The 19,897-nt window shown below is 58.8% G+C and carries 15 protein-coding genes; 7 read left to right on the forward strand and 8 right to left on the reverse strand.

The features are described 5' to 3' along the window. Positions 1–218 precede the first annotated feature (218 nt). The gene (locus tag B060_RS0114925) at positions 219–2,591 is read left to right on the forward strand and encodes a glycoside hydrolase family 127 protein (RefSeq protein ID WP_018082601.1); all 2,373 of its coding nucleotides are present in this window, start codon (positions 219–221) and stop codon (positions 2,589–2,591) included. Between the two features lie 132 nt (positions 2,592–2,723). Here the strand turns inward: B060_RS0114925 and B060_RS0114930 are convergent, their stop codons facing one another. Next, a complete protein-coding gene (locus B060_RS0114930) occupies positions 2,724–4,280 on the reverse strand; it encodes an amidase (protein WP_018082602.1) in 1,557 nt (518 codons plus the stop codon). Positions 4,281–4,493: 213 nt separating this feature from the next. Between B060_RS0114930 and cysQ the strand changes: the two genes are divergently transcribed. Next, a complete protein-coding gene (cysQ, locus tag B060_RS0114935; RefSeq protein WP_018082603.1) occupies positions 4,494–5,273 on the forward strand; it encodes a 3'(2'),5'-bisphosphate nucleotidase CysQ in 780 nt (259 codons plus the stop codon). Positions 5,274–5,537: 264 nt separating this feature from the next. Here cysQ and B060_RS0114940 read toward each other — a convergent pair whose 3' ends face one another. The 3 genes from B060_RS0114940 to B060_RS0114950 all read right to left on the reverse strand — a co-directional run bounded on the left by B060_RS0114940 (position 5,538) and on the right by B060_RS0114950 (position 7,683). Then, positions 5,538–5,858: a winged helix-turn-helix domain-containing protein gene (locus B060_RS0114940; RefSeq protein WP_018082604.1), complete on the reverse strand. Its 321-nt coding sequence runs from the start codon at positions 5,856–5,858 to the stop codon at positions 5,538–5,540. Further along, a complete protein-coding gene (locus B060_RS0114945; protein ID WP_018082605.1) occupies positions 5,855–6,517 on the reverse strand; it encodes a hypothetical protein in 663 nt (220 codons plus the stop codon). Before B060_RS0114945 ends, B060_RS0114940 begins: the two co-directional genes overlap by 4 nt. Positions 6,518–6,612: 95 nt before the next feature. Beyond that, positions 6,613–7,683 (reverse strand): mannose-1-phosphate guanylyltransferase/mannose-6-phosphate isomerase, encoded by a 1,071-nt coding sequence (locus B060_RS0114950; RefSeq protein WP_018082606.1) that lies wholly within the window; start codon positions 7,681–7,683, stop codon positions 6,613–6,615. A gap of 247 nt (positions 7,684–7,930) precedes the next feature. On the opposite strand from B060_RS0114950, the gene B060_RS0114955 reads away from it, so the two are divergent. From B060_RS0114955 to B060_RS0114965, 3 genes are all read left to right on the forward strand, one after another. Further along, positions 7,931–9,094: an AGE family epimerase/isomerase gene (locus tag B060_RS0114955; RefSeq protein ID WP_018082607.1), complete on the forward strand. Its 1,164-nt coding sequence runs from the start codon at positions 7,931–7,933 to the stop codon at positions 9,092–9,094. A 122-nt stretch (positions 9,095–9,216) separates the two neighbouring features. Beyond that, a complete protein-coding gene (locus B060_RS0114960; RefSeq protein ID WP_155847712.1) occupies positions 9,217–11,448 on the forward strand; it encodes a glycoside hydrolase family 3 C-terminal domain-containing protein in 2,232 nt (743 codons plus the stop codon). A gap of 266 nt (positions 11,449–11,714) precedes the next feature. Further along, positions 11,715–13,088: an L-serine ammonia-lyase gene (locus tag B060_RS0114965; RefSeq protein ID WP_018082609.1), complete on the forward strand. Its 1,374-nt coding sequence runs from the start codon at positions 11,715–11,717 to the stop codon at positions 13,086–13,088. Between the two features lie 4 nt (positions 13,089–13,092). On the opposite strand, the gene rfbA is transcribed toward B060_RS0114965, so the two are convergent. From rfbA to rfbC, 4 genes are read right to left on the reverse strand one after another with little or no spacing between them, the layout of a single operon-like run. After that, positions 13,093–13,959: a glucose-1-phosphate thymidylyltransferase RfbA gene (gene rfbA, locus B060_RS0114970; protein WP_018082610.1), complete on the reverse strand. Its 867-nt coding sequence runs from the start codon at positions 13,957–13,959 to the stop codon at positions 13,093–13,095. Positions 13,960–13,961: 2 nt separating this feature from the next. Next, complete coding sequence (gene rfbD / locus B060_RS0114975; RefSeq protein ID WP_018082611.1) at positions 13,962–14,867, reverse strand: dTDP-4-dehydrorhamnose reductase; 906 nt, start codon at positions 14,865–14,867, stop codon at positions 13,962–13,964. After that, entirely contained in the window at positions 14,868–15,920 is a 1,053-nt protein-coding gene (gene rfbB / locus B060_RS0114980) for a dTDP-glucose 4,6-dehydratase (protein WP_018082612.1), read from the reverse strand. 15 nt (positions 15,921–15,935) lie between these two features. Then, the gene (gene rfbC, locus B060_RS0114985) at positions 15,936–16,484 is read right to left on the reverse strand and encodes a dTDP-4-dehydrorhamnose 3,5-epimerase (RefSeq protein ID WP_026172875.1); all 549 of its coding nucleotides are present in this window, start codon (positions 16,482–16,484) and stop codon (positions 15,936–15,938) included. Between the two features lie 263 nt (positions 16,485–16,747). On the opposite strand from rfbC, the gene cysD reads away from it, so the two are divergent. Both cysD and cysN read left to right on the forward strand, forming a co-directional pair. Then, a complete protein-coding gene (gene cysD, locus B060_RS0114990) occupies positions 16,748–17,599 on the forward strand; it encodes a sulfate adenylyltransferase subunit CysD (protein WP_018082614.1) in 852 nt (283 codons plus the stop codon). A 1-nt stretch (position 17,600) separates the two neighbouring features. After that, positions 17,601–19,532 (forward strand): sulfate adenylyltransferase subunit CysN, encoded by a 1,932-nt coding sequence (cysN, locus tag B060_RS0114995; protein WP_018082615.1) that lies wholly within the window; start codon positions 17,601–17,603, stop codon positions 19,530–19,532. Positions 19,533–19,897: the final 365 nt, after the last annotated feature.

Consider the following 19,897-nt stretch of genomic DNA (forward strand, 5'->3'; position numbering starts at 1 on the left):
CCTGAAAGAACATAACGTTATATATCAAGGCACTGGTACAGAATGAATCTGAAAGGCAATGAAATGGCACAAAAAATAGTACTTTTTGTCGCGGCAATGTCCTCCCAAACCGCTAGAAGAGGGTGGCTATCCCGATCGGCTCGAAACCGCTTCAGGACACCTTTGACTTGCCCGTCTGTACTATTGTATTCAAATTGTCCGACAAACAGGAGCGTACCATGGCCACTTTGACCGGCAATCGGCGACAGATTTTAACCGCATCGGCGGCTTTGACAGGTTTTAGCCTCATTTCCACCCGTTCCGCTCTGGCCGCGGACCTGCCGCGAAAAGCGACCGCCCTGCCCCTTTCCGACGTTCGTTTGCTACCGTCCGATTTCAAGACCGCTCTTGATGTCAACCACGCTTACCTGGTGACCCTGGAGCCCGACCGCTTCTTACATAATTTCCGCAAGGGTGCAGGCCTTAAGCCCAAGGGTGAATCCTACGGCGGCTGGGAAAAGGACACCATCGCCGGCCACAGCCTCGGCCATTATATGTCGGCCATATCCCTGATGTACGCCCAGACCGGCGATCCGGTGCTCAAAGCACGCGCGTCTTATGTCATTGACGAACTGGCCCTGATCCAGGGCGCGCAGGGCGATGGCTACACCGCCGGCTTCCAACGCCGTCGCAAGGATGGCACGGTGGTCGACGGCAAGGAGATCTTTCCGGAAATTATGGCGGGCGATATCCGATCGGCCGGCTTCGATCTTAACGGCTGCTGGGTGCCTCTCTATAACTGGCACAAGCTCTATGGCGGCCTGTTCGACGGCCAGACCTTCTGCGGTCTCGACAAGGCGATTCCGGTCGCCGTGGCACTCAGCGTCTATATCGACAAGGTGTTCGGTTCTCTATCAGACGCCCAGGTGCAGGAGGTGCTCAACTGCGAGCACGGCGGCATCAACGATTCGTTCGCCGAGCTTTATGCCCGCACCAAGGATCCGCGCTGGCTGGCCTTGGCCGAACGCCTATATCATCACAAGGTACTCGATCCCATGGTGGCGCGTGAGGACAAACTCGCCAATATCCACGCCAACACCAACATCCCAAAGGTGCTGGGTCTGGCGCGCCTCTACGAGGTGACCGGCAAACCTGATTACCGGACGGCGACCGAGTTCTTTTATGAGCGCGTCACCAAGCACCATAGCTTCGTCATCGGCGGCAACGGTGACCGCGAGTATTTCTTCGAGCCTGACGCCATCTCGAAGCATATCACCGAAGCGACGTGTGAACACTGCGCCACCTACAACATGATGAAGATGTCGCGTCAGCTCTATAGCTGGTCACCGGACGCGAGCTATTTCGACTATTTCGAGCGCGCCCACCTCAATCACGTCCTGGCCCAGCAAAACCCGAAGACCGGCATGTTCAGCTATATGACGCCTCTGTTCACGGGTGCTGCGCGCGGCTTCTCCGATCCGGTCGATAACTGGACCTGCTGCCACGGCACCGGTATGGAGAGCCACGCCAAGCACGCCGAGTCGATCTACTGGCAGGGTGACGACACGCTCTTCGTCAATCTCTATATTCCCTCGACCGCCAAGTGGGCAAAAAAGGGCGTCAGCCTTCGGCTTGATACCGCCTATCCCTATGAGGGCGATGCGAAACTGAGCCTGACCGCTATGCGGCGGCCGACACGGTTCAAACTGGCCCTGCGTGTGCCCGGCTGGGCGAAAAGCGTTGCGCTTACGCTGAATGGCAAGCCGGTCGAGGCCTCGCGCGACCGCGGCTATCTGATCATCGATCGCGTCTGGCAGGCCGGCGACAAACTCGCTCTCTCCCTGCCGCTGGACCTGAATATCGAGCCCACCAACGACAATCCCGGCGTCGTCGCTATCCTGCGCGGCCCGCTGGTTTTGGCCGCCGATCTCGGCTCGGTCGATGACGATTACAAGGCCACGGATCCGGCGCTAGTCGGCAATGATTTGCTGGCCGGCTTCGCGCCGGTCGCTATCGAAAAAGCGCGGTTCAAGACCGTGGGCATCGGCCGCCCTGGCGAGCTGACATTCGTCCCTTTCTACAGCCAGTATGAACGTCGCAGTGCCGTCTATTTCAAGGCGTTCAATGAGGCGGACTGGAAGATCGAGGAAGCCTCTTTCCTGACCGAACAAGCGCGTCAGCGCGACCTCGCCGCGCGCTCGGTTGATGTCATGCACCTTGGCGAAATGCAGGCCGAACGCGATCACAATCTCGAATCGGACGTCTCATGGCCCGGCACCTATCGCGGCCGCAACGGTCGTGACGCGCGCTCCGGCGGCTTCATGTCGTTCAAGATGAACGTAAAGCCAGGTCCGCTGGTGATGCAGGCGAGCTATTGGGGTGATGACCGTTGCGAATTCGACATCCTGATCGACGGTGAGACGCTGACGACGGTCTCGCACAAGACGCCGGTCAAGCCCGGCGAATTCTTCGATGAGGCATATCCGGTGCCGGAAGCGCTGACACGGGGAAAAACCACGGTGACGGTCAAGTTCGTGCCGAAGGAGGGCCGCTCGACCGGCATGATCTTTGGCGTACTCCTGTTCACGGCCGCCCCATCGACCGCAGCCTAAGGCTTACGGCCGGATGGGGGCTCAAACCTGACTGACGTCGCCACCATCTTGGTCCATATCTGGCGGATCGGTCCGCCAAATCATCGGGGGATCACACACCGAAGGGCCTTTGAGCCGGTCTCGGAAAGCCTTTTATTTTGGGCTTTTCCGAGCCTGCTCATAGGCATAGCCCGCTTTTAGCAACAAGGACTCGCTCCATTTTGGACCGATGAAGCTGAGGCCGACCGGCAAGCCTTGCACCGCGCCCATCGGCACGCTCAGGTGCGGGTAGCCGGAGGTGGCCGGCAATTGTGTGGCGGAGGGACCGGTATACTGATCGCCATAGATGAGGTCCGACAGCCAGGCCGGGCCATAGGTTGGGGCGATCAAAACCTCGACCTCGTTTTCCTGCAACAGGCTGTCTATACGCAAGGACGATGCGGTTTTGGCGTGGGCGGCGGCCTTGAGATAATCGGGGTCCGCAAGGCCCTTGGTGGCTTCGGCTTGCTCAAAGAGCTCCTGCTGGAAATAGGGCATCTCCTGGGCGGCGTGGGCTTTGTTGAAGGCAATGACGTCTGCGAGCGAGCGCGTTTTGACGGATGGAGGCGTAGAGGCCAGATACGTATTAAGGTCGGCCTTCAGTTCGACCATCATGACGGTCATTTCAGAGTCACCCAGCCCCTCCACCGAGCTGTCATGGATATCGACGAGCACCGCGCCCTGGCTTTTCAGCGTCTGCAAGGCGGTCTCAAAAACAGCGGCGGTCTTTGGGTCATTGCCGATCTGGTCGCGCAGCACGCCGATGCGGCGATTTTTCAGGCTGTAACCTATGAGCGCCGCTGCGTAATCTGTCTTGTGCGCATCGGCCAAGGCGGTCGCCTTGTCGGCCGGATCTGTTCCAGCCATCACGCCCAGCATGAGCGCCACGTCGCTTACGCTGCGGCCCATCGGTCCGGGTGTATCCTGGCTATGCGAGATCGGCACGACATGGGTACGCGACACCAGCCCGACTGTGGGCTTGAGGCCCACCAGGCCGTTCATCGATGCCGGACAGGTGACACTGCCATCGGTTTCGGTGCCCACCGCCAAAGGTGCCAGGCCCGCCGCTACAGCCGCGCCCGACCCCGACGACGAGCCACAGGCGGTGCGTGCCGGATCATGGGCATTGGCGACCAGTCCGCCCACCGCACTCCAGCCGCTGATGGCGTGGGACGAGCGGATATTGGCCCATTCCGACAGGTTGGTCTTGCCAAGAATAATGGCGCCGCCGGCGCGAAGATTGGCCACGACGGGTGCGTCACGGTGGGTGATGTTGTCCTTCAACGCCAGCGAACCCGCGGTCGTCGCCACCTCGTCAAGCGTCTCGATATTGTCCTTGATCAGGAGGGGAATACCCATCAGGGGACCAAGCTTTTGGCCGCGTTTGCGCGCCCTATCGGACGCTTGGGCCTCCGCCAGAGCCGCGGGATTGACCGCGATGATTGAATGAAGTGCGCCGTCCTTCGCCTTGATCTGATCGAGCGCTGCCCTTGTCAGGTCTTCGGCGCTGTAATCCCCGGTCGTCAGGTGGGCTTCGATCGCGTTGACCGAAGTGCCGTTCGCCAGATCGGCCTTGGCCATCACATAACCGCTGGCGGCATGGCTGGCCGAGGGCAAGGCAACCAGCAGACACGCAGCCACAAAGCCGGGCAAATAGTGACGAACAGACATGATGATGGCCCCTCAAAAGCATGAAGGTAACGTCAGTTTCCTTATGGTGACAAGTGAAACAGTTGCGTCGCCTGCGAAGCGCGCTATGAAGGCCGCTGCACAAGAGCGTGTTCCGATCTGATTGCATCAGATCGGCGCTCTATTTGTTGCTTTTGCGCGCTTTTTGACCCGAGAGTGCGTCACACTTTTCGGAAAGCGCTATAGGAGTTTGCCATGGACCTGAACCCGATCATGCTGGCGGCCGGTGCCGAGATCATGCGTATATACGCCACCGATTTCGCTGTCGTCACCAAGGCGGACGCCTCGCCGGTCACCGAAGCCGATCAAAGGGCCGAGGCCATCATCCTTGAAGGCCTGAAGCATATCGCGCCGGGCATCCCGGTCATCGCCGAAGAAGAGGCCGCCGCCGGACGATTCCCGACCACGGCGGGCACCTTTTTTCTGGTCGATCCGCTCGATGGCACCAAGGAATTCGTCTCAAAAAATGGCGAATTCACCGTCAATATCGCCCTGATTGAAAACGGCAAGCCTGTGCTGGGCGCCGTCTTCGCCCCGGCCCTCAACAAGATCTATTGGGGTGGCGTCGGCAAGGGTGCCTTTATGGCCGAGGTCCAGGACGGACAGATCGGTGAAGCCCGCCCGATTCATGTCCGCACACCGGAATCAGGCCTGATCGCCGTTGGCAGTCGTTCGCATGGCGGCGCCGAGACGCAGGCCTATCTCGAAGCCTTCACCGTTGCCGATTTCGTTGCGGCGGGATCATCGCTGAAATTCTGCCTGATCGCAGAAGGCGTGGCCGACATCTATCCGCGCATGGGCCGCACCATGGAGTGGGATACCGCGGCCGGTGACGCCGTTTTGCGCGCCGCGGGCGGACGGGTTGAGACGCTCGACGGTCAGGCGCTCAAATACGGTAAAAGATTCCAGGATAATGACGGAGATTATGCCAATCCGCACTTCGTCGCGTTCGGTCACGACAGCATCAGGACATAGTTGGGCTTCGGGGGATCACACACCGCGCCCATTTCAGGCGAAACATAGGCCATGCTATCGTCTCAGAGCCCCCCAAAGCGCGCTGAGACGATACTCCACGGCCCTCTACCAGCCCCCCCGGACAGGCAGTACGAACCAAGTCGTGTGCACGGAAGCCGTGTAAAAACAAGGCTTTGCCGAACGAGCTGGTCCGACAGAGTAAACCCTAGCTGAAGACAATGCGCTTATCAACACCAAGTGGTATCTTTGTACGTTTTTTTTGACCTAGACCTCAGCCCCACGCTCCGGAATGGCGTTGAGCAGGCTTTGCAGGTGGTCGAGATAGGCATAGAAGGCATCGCGACCTTCGACGGTCAGGTTAGCGATGGTGCGCGGCTTGCCGGACGCCATGGTCTTGTCGAGCCGGATATAGCCGGCGTCTTCAAGCTTTTTCAGGTGCTGTGACAGGTTGCCATCGCTGATACGAACCTCGCCGCGCAGGGTAACAAAATCGGCTTTGCCAACCGTCGACAGAAAAGCCAGAATGGCGAGCCGGGCGCGCCCATGGATCACTTCTTCCAGGCTGGCGTGGGCAAACAGGCTCATAGTCGAAACTCCTTGGGTTGGGCGCGTTTTTCGGCCCGCATTAAAAGAAAACCGGGCACGACCATGAAGAGGAGTGCGGCCGACGCCATCAGGACATAACGTTGCACCTCGCCATTCAGGACGAACATGGCGCAGGCCGTCAAGATCCATCCGGCGGCCACGAAAAGCAACCACGGCTGTCGGCTTGAGGTGGCCATGACTGCCAGGACGAGGCTGAAAACGATGGCCACAAAGGCCATGGTGATGTGAGGCTCGGCGACGTGGGCCCATTCGCTGCCGACCAGAAAGACGAAGATGCCAATGCCGGCGAACGTCCACAGGGTCGACATGGCCTGGGTACGCCACGAGCGGAAGATATGACGCTGTTTACCCCTACGGACAATCACGAGCGCGCCGCCATAGCCGAGAATAAAGGTGGCCAAATTCACCGGCAGATCATGCGGCAGGAAATGGGCCGAGATAAGGGCTTTGAGGACGTGTGCCAGGCTGAGGACCAGGCCCCACCACGCCATGACGGAGCCGCCCGAAATGGCCAGGGTATCGCCGCGACTGACCAATTCGCGCAACTGGCGCAGTTCATCGCCGAGGTAGCCGACCTCCGCCATATCGAGGCGTGGCAGGATACCGTCATGTATGGGTGTTATGCGCTCATCAGCCATATCATCCTCCTTGTGCGGAGGGATCCTAAAGCTTTATGACGCCCGCGCCAATCCCCCAAAATGCGGCCTGGGCATCGGGGGATCACACACCACGGCTATTTCAGCCGCGCCTTCGCCTCTTCTGCGGCCTTTTTCACATCCTGAGCGCGTGAAATCGGCGCCACCAGAATACCGGAAGGCGTCGAGATGACCATGATATCGCTAAGGCCGATGATGGCGACCAGGGGACCGCTGGAATGGACCAGGTTGTTCTCGGCATCGATCAGGATCGCCTCGCCCTTGACGTGGTTGGCGCGCTCATCCTTGTCACCCAGGCGCCAAAGCTCAGCGAAGCCCCCGACATCTGCCCAGCCGATATCACACGGCACGACGGCCGAGCGCGCGGTGTTTTCCATGACGGCATAATCGACCGAGATGGAGGGGACCTGAGCAAAAGCCTCTTCATCGAGGTTGATGATCACCCCGCCGTCGCTGGGCGTGCGCGCGCCTTTTTTATAGGCATCGACGCAGGCTGCCAGGACTTCGGGCGCATAGAGGCTCAGTTCTTCCAGCATGACCTTGGGCGAAAACAGGAAGATGCCGGCGTTCCAGTCGTGACGCCCGCCTTCGACATAGTGTGTGGCGGTTTCAAGATTGGGCTTTTCCCAGAATTTTTCGATCTGGAAAATGCCTTCGGACAGCTTGGCGCCACGCTCGATATAGCCAAAGCCGGTTTCGGGGTGGCTGGGCGTGATGCCAAAGGTGACAATGCGTTCGCGGGCCGTCTCTGACGCGCCCACCACCGCGGCGTGGAAGGCGCCCGGTTTTGTGATGACGTGATCGGCCGGCACCAGAAGAACAAGCGCGTCCGGCGCGAATTCGTGTCCGCTCAAGGCGGCCATGGCGGCGACCGCTGCGGTATTGCGACCGAACGGTTCCAGGATGACGGCTTGCGGCGCCTTGTCGATCTGTCCCAACTGCGTGGTGACCAGATCGAGGTGGCCGCGGCCGCAGATGGCGACGGGCGCCAGATAATTATCACCCACCAGGCGCAGCGCCGTTTCCTGAATCATGGTGTTCTGCGTGGCGACGGCATGGAACTGCTTGGGGGCTGCGGGCGTCGAGAGTGGCCACAGACGTGTGCCAGAGCCGCCGGACATGATGACGGGAAGAATGGGGATCGACATAGATTTACCTTCGAATTGACGTAAGGGCAGCCCTGGAATGTGCTCTTCCACTGTCTCGCCCCTTAGGCGGGACGGCGTGAACCGCCCCTTGGTTGCTAAGACCTTACATAGCCGCCTCGCTCGTGGCTATACGGTCTGCATAAAAATTCGCTATGAAATAGAGTTTAAGCGTTTGCATGGCCTTGTGAGCGGTTGTTGGACAATGCTACCAAGGCCTATTCTCCTCCTTTAGAAGCGTGAACACACCATGCCCAACCTCTCTGACAATCTTTACGCCAAGCAGCAAAGCCTGCGCCAGTGGTTGTTTGACCATGCCCTGCCCCTGTGGTGGACGACAGGCGGCGACCTGGAAAAAGGCGGGTTCTATGAAAAGATCAATCTCGACGGCACGCCTTGCGACGTCGATCGGCGCACCCGCGTCGCCGCCCGACAGGTGTTCTCTTATGCCCTGGCCAGCCGTATGGGGTATGCGGGCCCGACGGATCCGGCGATCGATCAGGGGCTGAACTGGCTTTCCGGGCCTGCGCGTAACAAAGAGACGGGCATGCTCTACGCCACGCTCAAGCCCGACGGTACGGTCGTGCGCGGCGAATTTGATTTCTACGACCATGCCTTTGCCATGCTGGCCTATGCTTCGGCTTACCGTGTGCGTCCCGAGGACAAGGCGCTTGAGCGCGCGGCGGTCGCGATCCGCGATAGAATCGTCGCTGACTTCTCACACCCCGAGCGTGGTTTCGAAGAAGCCAATCCGCGCACCCTGCCGCTCAAGGCCAATCCGCACATGCATATGTTCGAGGCCTCACTGGCCTGGATGGAGGCCGGTGGCGACGACAAGTGGCGAGAGATTGCCGCCATGATCGCCGATCTGTGCGTTGAGAAATTCCTACACCCCGAAACCGGTTCACTGCGCGAATTCTTCGATGGCGACTGGAACCCGCTGGAAGGCGAGATGGGTCGCATTATCGAGCCCGGCCATCAGTTTGAGTGGGCCTGGCTGTTCCTGCGCTGGGCCGACAAGACCGGCAATGACGCTTACCGCAAGACGGCGCAGCGTCTGATCGACATTGCCGAGACCGCCGGCACCGATCCGATTCGCGATGTGACCTTTAATGAGCTGTGGGACGACTTCACGCCCAAGGACGCCAAGGCGCGTCTATGGCCGCAGACCGAGCGCATGAAGGCCTACACGGCGCTTGCCCACGCAGCACCCACGCCTGAAGAAAAGCATGCCGCCATCGCCAAGGCGATTGAGGCCAGCGCCGGGCTTGAAAAATATCTCAGCACGGAGATTGTCGGGCTCTATCGCGACCGCATGAAGGAAAATGGCGAGTTCGAGATCGAGCCGGCGCCCGCCAGCACGCTCTACCACATCATCTGCGCCATTGATGAGGTCAGTTCGCTGGACGTATGAGAGACGCGGGGAGCTTAAGGGCTCCCCTTTTCCCATCCGGCGAACGCAAAACACCCTTTTCATGACATGACGAACCGACTAGCTTCGCGCCACATACAAAAGCAAAGCTCGAGGAAAACGTCATGAAGTCTCAAGTCCGGGTAAGCCTGTTTGGGGTAGCGTTGCTGGCCTGCGTCTCCACATCGGCCCTGGCACAAGGCCAGCCGTGGCTCGATCGTTCAAAGACACCCGAACAGCGCGCCGCCGCCGCGGTCTCAGCCATGACGCTGGAAGAAAAACTCGGGCTGGTCATGGGCTATACCGACCCGGAGAAGCTGGCGAACGAGCCGGATGACGTGGTCTCGCCCGCCATCAAGGCCGATGTCATAGCTCACCACATCAAGGGCTCGGCCGGTTATATCGCCGGTATCCCCCGCCTCGGTATTCCCGCACAATGGCAAACCGACGCCTCGATCGGCGTGCGCGTCGCGGGTATGGAGCGCACCGCCCTTCCCTCGTCCTTGGCCACGGCGGCTTCGTTCGACCCGAAGATCACCGAGGCTGGCGGCGAGATGATCGCCACAGAAGCGCGGGCGTCGGGCTTTAACGTTTTCCTCGCCGGTGGCGGCAATCTGGCGCGCGAACCGCGCAACGGCCGTAATTTTGAATATACGGGTGAAGATCCGGTCCTGACCGGCGACATGACCGGGGGTTTGATCCGCGGCATCCAGTCGAAGCATATGGTTTCGACCATGAAGCACTGGGCGGTCAACGATCAGGAGTCGCAGCGCACTACGGTCGACGTCAAAATCACCAAACAGGCCATGCGCCAGTCGGACTTGCTGGCGTTCGAGCTGGTCTACGACACATCGAGCCCCGGCTCAGTCATGTGCGCGTATAATCTCGTGAACGCAGACTGGGCCTGCGAGAACGATTATCTGCAGAACCAGGTGTTGAAACAGGACTGGGGTTTCAAAGGCTATATTATGTCCGACTGGGGCGCCGTCCATTCGGCGGCCAAGGCGGCGGTCAATGGGCTGGACCAGTTCACCGGCTACCCGTGCTGCGGTCACCACGGCGCCTTCTTCTCAGAAAAATCGCTTAAGGCCGAGATCGCGGCGGGCGCGCTTCCGATGTCGCGCATCGATGACATGGCCGAACGTATTCTCTGGGCGCTGTTCGCCAAGGGCGTGGTCGATGATCCGGTGAAGGTCGGACCGATCGATTTCAAGGCCAGCGCCGACGTGGCGCAGACCGCTGCCGAGGCCTCTTTGGTCCTTTTGAAAAACGACGGCAATCTGCTGCCGCTCAAAGCCACGTCCATCGCCATGATCGGCGGTCACGCCGACAAGGGCGTGCTGTCGGGCGGCGGCTCATCCGGCGTCACCCCCATTGGCGGCAGTGCGGTGAAAGGCGTCGCCCCCACCACGTGGCCAGGTCCGGTCGTTTATCAGCCGTCCTCTCCGGTTAAGGCCTTGACGGCGGCAACGACGGCGAAGATCAGCTATGTCAGTGGCGAGGATATCGCCGAGGCTGTGGCTCTGGCCAAAAGGAGTGAGGTCGCCATTGTGTTTGTGACGCAGTTTATGGGCGAAGGCATCGACAATCCGCTGGAACTCGACGGCAACCAGGATGCTTTGGTCGCCGCAGTTGCCAGGGCCAATCCGAAAACCATCGTGGTGGTTGAATCGGGCGGTGCCATTCTGATGCCGTGGCTAAAAGGTGTGCCGGCGGTGCTCGAGGCCTTTTACCCCGGCGTCCGCGGCGGCGAGGCCATCGCCAATATCCTGACGGGCAAGGTCAATCCGTCGGGCCATCTGCCGATCACCTTCCCGGCCTCGAATGATCAACTGGCCCACGCCGAGATTCCGGGCTTTCACAAGCCCGACGGCATTCCCGTCTCGATCACCTATGATGAAGGCGCCGCCATCGGCTACAAGTGGTATGATCTGAAGGGCTACACGCCCTTGTTCGCCTTCGGCCATGGCTTGAGCTACACCTCTTTTGAGGTAGCCGATCTCAAACCCGCCATCTCTGGCAAGGGCCTTACGGTGCGTTTCTCGGTGAAGAACACCGGCAAGCTCAAAGGCGCGACCGCGGCGCAGGTCTATGTCGGCGCAGACAAGACGGCGGGCTGGGAAGCGCCCAAACGGCTGGGGGCTTTCTCCAAGGTCGAACTGGCGCCCGGCGCCTCCCAAGCGGTCGAGGTTAGCGTCGATCCGCGCATTCTGGCCACCTATGACGAGGCGACCGATAGCTGGGTGATCAAGGCCGGCAGCTACCGCGTCATGCTGGGCTTAAGTTCGGACAACCTTTCGCAGGCCACCAGCATTACCTTACCGGAAAGTCGCTGGAGCGCGGCGCATGGAAAATAGCCTCCGAGGTGCACATAAGAGCACCTCGGCAAGGGCAAGCGCCCGCCGCCGCTGATGCGGCGAGCCGTGGGGGGCGCCTAGTCCGGCGTTTGAGCCGAAATATTTGCAAATGAAACCGGATTGACCGCGAGGGCCGCTTATGGGAACGTGGTACAAATAATAATGCCACATTGAGCAGATGTACCGGCCACGCTTGACCGCACGTCTGCCAGGTATCTTCGGATATCCTGCCTGAAAGAGCCTGCCCCCATGCGATCTGTCCTGTCATGACCGCCGCCGCAAAACTTCCCTGGGCGCTCAGCGTCACGGATCTGTTCACCATCGGCATCGGCCCCTCGAGTTCGCACACGGTGGGCCCGATGCGCGCTGCGGTGCATTTCGCCGAGCAGGCGGTGGCGACGGCAACGCCCACACGCGTCATCTGCCAGCTTTATGGATCGCTGGCCTTGACCGGCAAGGGCCACGCCACCGACACGGCGGTGCTGGTAGGCCTCTGCGGCTGGCTGCCCGATCGCGTTGATCCCGAAGCCATCGCGCCCTTGGTCACCGAGATCCGCGCCACACAGAGCCTCAAACTGGCCGGCGTTTCGGACATCGTCTTTGATCCAGAGATCGATCTGCAGTTCATGATGGGCGAGTTCCTGCCGGAGCACTCCAACGGCCTGCGTTTTGAGGCGCACTACGCCGATAACGCGCCTCTGATCGCCACCTATTTCTCGATCGGCGGCGGCGCTATTACCGGCGATACTGTGATCAATAGCTCAAGCAATATCGCCCTGCCCTACGCCTATGGCTCTGGCGCTGACCTATTGGCGATCTGCCACAAGGAGGCGCTTACCATAGCTGAGGTGGTGGCACGCAACGAACAGGCTTTCCGCGCCGAGGCGGAGACCCATGAGTTTATCGACGCGGTGCGAACGGCTATGATGGCCAGTATCGAGCGCGGCTGCGCCATAGACGGGACCTTACCCGGCGGGCTCAATGTCAAGCGCCGCGCCAAGGCGATGCGTGATACCCTGATCAAGCGTGGCCCGCGCATCGATCCGTCGCAGATTTTCGAGTGGGTCAGTCTCTACGCCCTGTCGGTCAATGAGGAAAATGCCGCGGGTGGCCGCGTGGTGACGGCGCCGACCAATGGTGCGGCCGGCGTGCTGCCGGCCGTGATCAAATATTACGAGACCTTCGTGCCGGGCGCGACGGCGGAGGGTTCGCGGACCCTCTTGATGACGGCAGCCGCGATTGGCTTTCTCTATAAGAACAACGCCTCGATCTCGGCGGCTGAGATGGGCTGCCAGGGCGAGGTTGGGGTTGCCTGTTCAATGGCGGCGGCAGGGTTGTGCGCGGCGCTTGGCGGCACGCCTGGCCAGATCGAAAACGCCGCCGAAATCGGTATGGAGCATAATCTTGGCCTGACCTGTGATCCGATCGGCGGACTTGTCCAGGTGCCGTGCATCGAGCGCAACACCATGGGCGCCATCAAGGCGATCAACGCCACCTATCTTGCGCTCAACGGCGATGGCCAGCATATTGTCTCACTTGACGCGGTGATAGAGACCATGCGCCAGACCGGCGAGGACATGCGTAGCAAGTATAAGGAAACGAGCCTCGGCGGTTTGGCGGTCAATGTGGTGGAGTGTTAGACGTTCAGGCTCGGAGAATCTTATGCAAATAGCGACCATAGTCGCTTGCGCCTAAGCGTACCGCTAGCGCTTCCAGATCTCCACCGGTGATAAAGCCTTTGCGCCAGGCAATTTCTTCTGGACAGGCAATCTTGAAGCCTTGGCGCTTTTCCAGCACGCGCACGAACTCGGCCGCTTCAAGCAGGGAATCCGGGGTGCCCGTGTCAAGCCAGGCGTAACCTCGTCCGATGGTCTGAACGTTCAACTGACCTTTTTCCAGATAGGCTTGATTGACGTCGGTAATTTCATACTCGTTGCGCGGCGAAGGCTTCAGGTTGGCAACGATATCAACAACCTGGTTGTCGTAAAAATAGAGACCAGTCACAGCCCAGTTCGATTTAGGCCTGGCTGGCTTTTCTTGGATCGAGATGGCGCGCATCTCTTTATCGAATTCTATAACTCCGTACCGTTCAGGGTCGGCCACTTGATAGGCAAAAACGCTGGCGCCGGCTTCCATGGCGGCGACCCCTTCCAGAAATTCGGAGAGGGAGGGCCCGTAAAAAACATTGTCCCCTAGAATCAAACATGAGGGACCCGACCCGACAAAGTCCGCGCCAATCATATAGGCCTGGGCCAGGCCTTCCGGTTTTGGCTGTTCCGCGTAAGAAATCGACAGGCCCCAGTGTTCCCCTGTTCCGAGCAGTTTTTGAAACAGCGGCAGATCGTGCGGCGTAGAAATGATCAGAATGTCGCGAATTCCTGCCAGCATCAGGGTCGACAAAGGATAATAGATCATCGGCTTGTCGTAGATGGGCATCATTTGCTTAGACACGCCAAGCGTCATGGGATGCAAACGCGAGCCGCTGCCGCCTGCCAGTATTATGCCTTTCATGGCTACCCATCCTTCACTAAATTGCCCTGAGTTATAAGACGGTCGAGGCAGGAATCCAGTGAAATCCGCCAAGGATCGAGAACAAGTCCATAGGTTTGATCAAGTTTTTCACCACTCAGGCGAGAATTGGCCGGGCGTTTGGCAGGTGTTGGATAATCGGTTGTGGCAATCGGATTGACCTGCACCCATTTACCGCCCCGGTTTGCAGAGCCTTCAAAGATCGCCTCGGCAAACTGGGCCCAGGTCGTTTCGCCCTGTCCGGTCAGGTGGAAGATGCCGCGCAAGGTCGGATCGTCGTCGATAGCCACCTGTTGAGCCATGGCCAGGATTACACGCGCCATGTCCGGCGCATAGGTCGGGCAACCGTGCTGATCGGCCACAACATTGACCTCATCACGGCTTTCGGCCAAGCGAAGCATAGTTTTGACGAAATTATTGCCATAGGGCGAAAAGACCCAGGCCGTGCGCAGGATGACATGATTGTCGGTTTGTGCAGCGATCTGCTCCTCACCCGACAACTTGGTCTTACCGTAAACGCTGACCGGTGCCGGCAAATCAGTTTCCTCGTAAGCGCCATCCTTGTCACCAGCGAAGACATAGTCTGTCGAGAGATGCAGGATGGGAATGTTCAGCTCTTTGGCCAGCCGCGCCAGCTCGCCTGGCGCTTCGCCATTGATGGCCTGTGCAAGCTCGGGTTCAGCTTCCGCCTTATCAACAGCTGTATAAGCAGCCGATGAGATAATAACATCCGGACGGGCCGCGCGGACCGCGTCCTCCATCGTATCTGTCTGAGCGAGGTCGACTTCAGGTCGGCCGATGCGGATGATCTCAAGCCCTAGCTGATCGCCCAGGCCCTGCAGGGCCGTATCGACCTGACCATGTTTGCCGGTAACGAGAACACGCATCATTTAGGCTTTCAAAACGCCAAGGCGCTCACCGGTATAGACCTCGCCGCGCAAGGGGCGCCACCAGATCTCATTGTCGAGATACCAGCGCACCGTCTTTTCAATGCCGCTGTCGAAGGTCTCCAGTGCCTTCCAGCCAAGTTCATCTTCCAGCTTGGTGGCATCGATGGCGTAACGATGATCGTGACCGGGACGATCGGTAACATAGGTAATCAGCCTGTCATGCGGGGCATTTTGCGGACGCAATTGATCCATGATGGCGCAGATCCGCTTCACCACGTCGATATTCTTGCGCTCGTTACGGCCACCCACATTGTAGGTTTCGCCCAGGCGCCCCTTTGCGCAGATCAGGTGCAGGGCGCGGGCGTGATCCTCGACATAGAGCCAGTCGCGGATATTGGAGCCATCGCCGTATACGGTCAGGGCCTTGCCTTCCATGGCGTTGATGATGTTGAGCGGCATCAGTTTTTCGGGGAAGTGATAGGGGCCATAGTTGTTGGAGCAGTTGGACACGACAACTGGCAGGCCGTAGGTGCGATACCACGCCTTAGCCAGGTGGTCTGAGGCCGCCTTCGACGCCGAATAGGGTGAAGAGGGATCGTAGGGCGTGGTTTCCTCGAACAGTCCGGCTTCGCCCAGCGAGCCGTAAACCTCATCGGTCGAGACGTGCAGGAAGCGGAAATTGGCTTTCGCCTCGCCTTCGAGGGAGTTCCAGTAATGACGTGCGCCTTCCAGCAGCGAGAAGGTGCCCATCACATTGGTTTCCATGAAGGCCTTGGCGCCGGTAATCGAGCGGTCTACATGGCTCTCGGCCGCCAGATGCATGATGTGGTCAGGTTTGAAGCCGGCGAAAATCTCGCTGATCTTCGCGTGATCGCAGATATCAGCCTCGACGAAATGATAGTTATTTGCGCCTTCGATCGGCCCCAGAGATTGGAGGTTGCCGGCATAGGTCAGCTTATCGAGATTGAGAACATCCGCACCGACCTCGCCAACGAGGTAGCGGACCAGGGCCGAACCGATGAAGCCCGCACCGCCGGTTATAAGTATCCGCATACGACTTTTGTCCTGTTACGCCTTCAAAAGGGAGGTGAGTGCCGGCAAGGTCTTGTCCTTATCCGACAGCACCGCCTTGTCCCGCCCTACCGGCCAGTCAACACCAATGTCGGGATCATCGAAGGCGATACCTCTGTCAAGGTCTGGACGATAGGTGTTGGTGACCTTGTAGAAAACTTCCGTGTCCTTTTCGAGGGTGCAATAGCCGTGCAAGAAGCCTTCTGGCACCCACAATTGCTCGGCACCCTCGGGGGTAAGCGTGGCCGATATCCATTGCCCAAACGTGGGCGAGCCATCCCTTATATCCACCGCCACATCGAATATAGCGCCGCGCAAGCACCGCACAAGCTTACCTTGCGGGAAAGGATCCGCCTGAAAATGTAGGCCTCTTATGGTCCCCGTCTCGCTCGATAGCGCCTGGTTATCCTGAACGAAACCCACATCAGCCACATGCTGGCGAAACCAGTCGTCTTTGAAGGTTTCCATAAAGTAGCCACGCGTATCACCGATCATTTTAGGTTTGATAAGTACGGGACCGACGATAGGGAAGCGCGTTATATACATGAGAGCTCCGAAAAGTGTCGCAACTCTAGAGCTTTGCTGGTTAGATCGCAATCTGGAATCCGTCCCGAGTTTTCGCCGTACACCCCATCTTACGCCACAGTTTAGACTTTGTGGTTTGTCGCTATGCCACGTGGTAGCTAAACAACGCATCCATATTTCTTTTCTTGCGCGCCGATCGGGCTGCGCCGCATCCAAGGCTAAACTGAGTGTCCGCAGACAAACTTACACACCTACGGCGACTGGAAGCCGAGTCGATCTTCATCATGCGCGAGGTCGCCGCCGAATTCAAAAATCCGGTCATGCTCTATTCGATCGGCAAGGATTCGTCGGTGATGCTGCATCTGGCCCTGAAGGCCTTCGCCCCGTCCAAGCCGCCCTTCCCGTTCATGCACGTCAATACGACGTGGAAATTCGGCGAGATGATCAAATTCCGCGACGAAACGGCTGCGCGTCTGGGCCTCAACCTCATCAGCCACACCAATGCCGAAGGCGTGGTCAACAACGTTAATCCGTTCGATCATGGCTCGAACGTCTTCACCAACATCATGAAGACCGATGCCCTCAAACAGGCCCTGACGGAGCATGGTTTTGATGCGGCCTTTGGCGGCGCCCGCCGCGACGAGGAAAAAAGCCGCGCCAAGGAGCGTATTTTTTCTTTCCGCACCGCCAACCATGGCTGGGACCCGAAGAACCAGCGCCCGGAATTGTGGAACCTCTATAACGCGCGCGTAAAGCCTGGTGAATCGATCCGCGTCTTCCCGCTGTCAAATTGGACCGAACTGGATATCTGGCAATATATCCTGCTGGAGAAAATCCCCATCGTTCCGCTCTATTTCGCCAAGATGCGCCCGGTGGTGCAGCGCGGCGGCCAGTGGATCATGGTCGATGATGAGCGCCTGCCGCTGAACCCCGGCGAAGTGCCTGAAATGAAATCCGTACGTTTCCGCACGCTCGGCGATTATCCGCTGACCGCCGCCGTCGAATCTGAAGCCGACACGCTGGAGACTATCGTCGCCGAAATGCTGGTGGCGAGAACGTCCGAGCGCTCAGGTCGCCTGATCGACCATGACGAAGCCGGATCTATGGAAAAAAAGAAGCGCGAGGGCTATTTCTAAAATGAACGCAATCGCCATGGAAGAAGCGCTCGATACGAAGGCCCTCGTTGAGTATCTTGCCAGCCACGAACAGAAGAGCCTCCTGCGCTTCCTGACCTGTGGGTCGGTGGATGACGGCAAGTCGACCCTGATCGGTCGTCTGCTCTACGACACCAAGTTGATCTTCGAGGATCAACTGGCCAGCATCGAGAAGGACTCGAAAAAGCACGGGACGGTCGGCGATGATATCGACCTGGCCCTCTTAGTTGACGGCCTGCAGGCCGAGCGCGAACAGGGCATCACGATTGATGTCGCCTACCGCTTCTTCACGACCGACAAGCGCAAGTTCATCGTCGCCGACACCCCAGGCCACGAACAATATACCCGCAATATGGCCACTGGTGCCTCCAATTCGGACCTCGCTGTCATATTGATCGACGCCCGCAAGGGGATCCTCACTCAGACACGCCGACACTCGTTCATCGTGTCGTTGCTCGGCATCAAGCATGTGGTTCTGGCGGTCAACAAGATCGACCTGATGGACTATTCACAGGACGTTTTCGAGAAGATCGTCGCTGATTACAAAACCTTCGCCGCCGATTTCGGCTTCGAGACCTTGCAGGCCATTCCGCTTTCAGCGCGTTATGGCGATAACGTCCTCACGCGCAGCGAAAAGCTGGATTGGTATAAAGGCCCCACGCTCGTTGAGCATCTGGAAAGCGTTCAGATCGACCAGGACCAGAGTGAGAAGCCCTTCCGCTTGCAGGTCCAGTGGGTGAACCGGCCCGACCTCAATTTCCGCGGCTTTTCCGGTACCATTTCTTCGGGCACGGTCAAACCGGGCGATGAAGTTCTGGTCGCAGGGTCTGGCAAGTCATCCAAGGTCAAGGCGATCGTCACCTATGACGGCGACTTGGCCCGTGCCTTTGCCGGCCAGGCCGTCACCCTGACACTTGAGGACGAGATTGATATCTCACGCGGCGACGTCCTATGCGCCATCGACGCCCGTCCCGAAGTCTCTGACCAGTTCCAGGCGCGCCTGATCTGGATGAGCGAGCAGGACCTGATCCCCGGCCGCACGGTTCTGGTCAAGATCGGCGCCCGCACCGTCTCGGCTTCGGTGACGGAGATCAAATACCAGACCGACGTCAACACCTTTGCGCACATTGCCGCCAAGACCCTGAAACTCAACGAAGTGGCCGTGGTCAATTTCGCGCTTCAGGAGACAGTGGCTTTTGATCCCTATGCCGAAAATCACGACATGGGCGCTTTTATCGTCATCGACCGCGTCTCCAATCTGACGCTCGGCGCCGGCATGGTCGATCACGGCCTCAGACGCGCTACCAATGTCCACTGGCAGGCACTCGACGTCAACAAGGCGACCCGTGCGGGCGCCAAGGGCCAGAAGCCGGTTGTCCTGTGGTTCACGGGCCTGTCCGGCGCCGGCAAATCGACCATCGCCAACCTGGTTGAGAAGAAGCTACTCTCGCTCAACCACCACACCTATCTGCTCGATGGCGATAATGTCCGTCATGGTCTGAACAAGGATTTGGGCTTCACCGATGCCGACCGTGTGGAAAACATCCGCCGCGTCGCCGAGGTCTCGAAACTGATGGTCGATGCAGGATTAATCACGCTGGTATCTTTCATCTCACCTTTCCGCGCCGAGCGTCAAATGGCGCGCGAGCTCCTTGGACCGAGCGAGTTTGTCGAAATATATGTATCCACTCCGCTTTCGGTTGCAGAACAGCGCGACGTCAAAGGCCTCTATGCTCGTGCCCGGACCGGGGAAATCAAAAATTTTACGGGCATAAGCAGCCCGTATGAATTTCCCGAAAACCCTGAAGTCATCGTAGAAACTACCGAGACTTCGCCTGAGGTCGCGGCAACCCAGATCGTCAATTTCATGATCTCAAATGGATACCTAGATAGTGATATCGAATATATCATTTAATGCCTGGCGCTTGTTTTCAGACGTAAGCTCAGAGTAGTTGCCCGGACGAAAGCCAATTTTATTTGAAGAAGCCGGCACTGCAGGTCGTCGTCAAAGCGACCCTATTCTTGAAGAAGTGGATACTTTCAAGGCCACTGACCACTTGAACCCGCTTAAAACCGGGGGAGGTACACGCGCGTACCGGTCAAGAGAAAGGTGCACTTAAATCTACGATGACCAAGCGGGACGACATCCCCGGAAGATCCCAGCCTGAGATTCCCAAGCGCACGAAAAGTGGATATATGGGCGCGCTGCCCACAACGGTCACAAAGAAAAAAGAGCCTTTGAGCGCAGGGTCGTTCTATTTATTGGAATGCCTGTATTTC

The sequence above is a fragment of the Asticcacaulis benevestitus DSM 16100 = ATCC BAA-896 genome (assembly GCF_000376105.1).
Taxonomy (GTDB): domain Bacteria; phylum Pseudomonadota; class Alphaproteobacteria; order Caulobacterales; family Caulobacteraceae; genus Asticcacaulis; species Asticcacaulis benevestitus.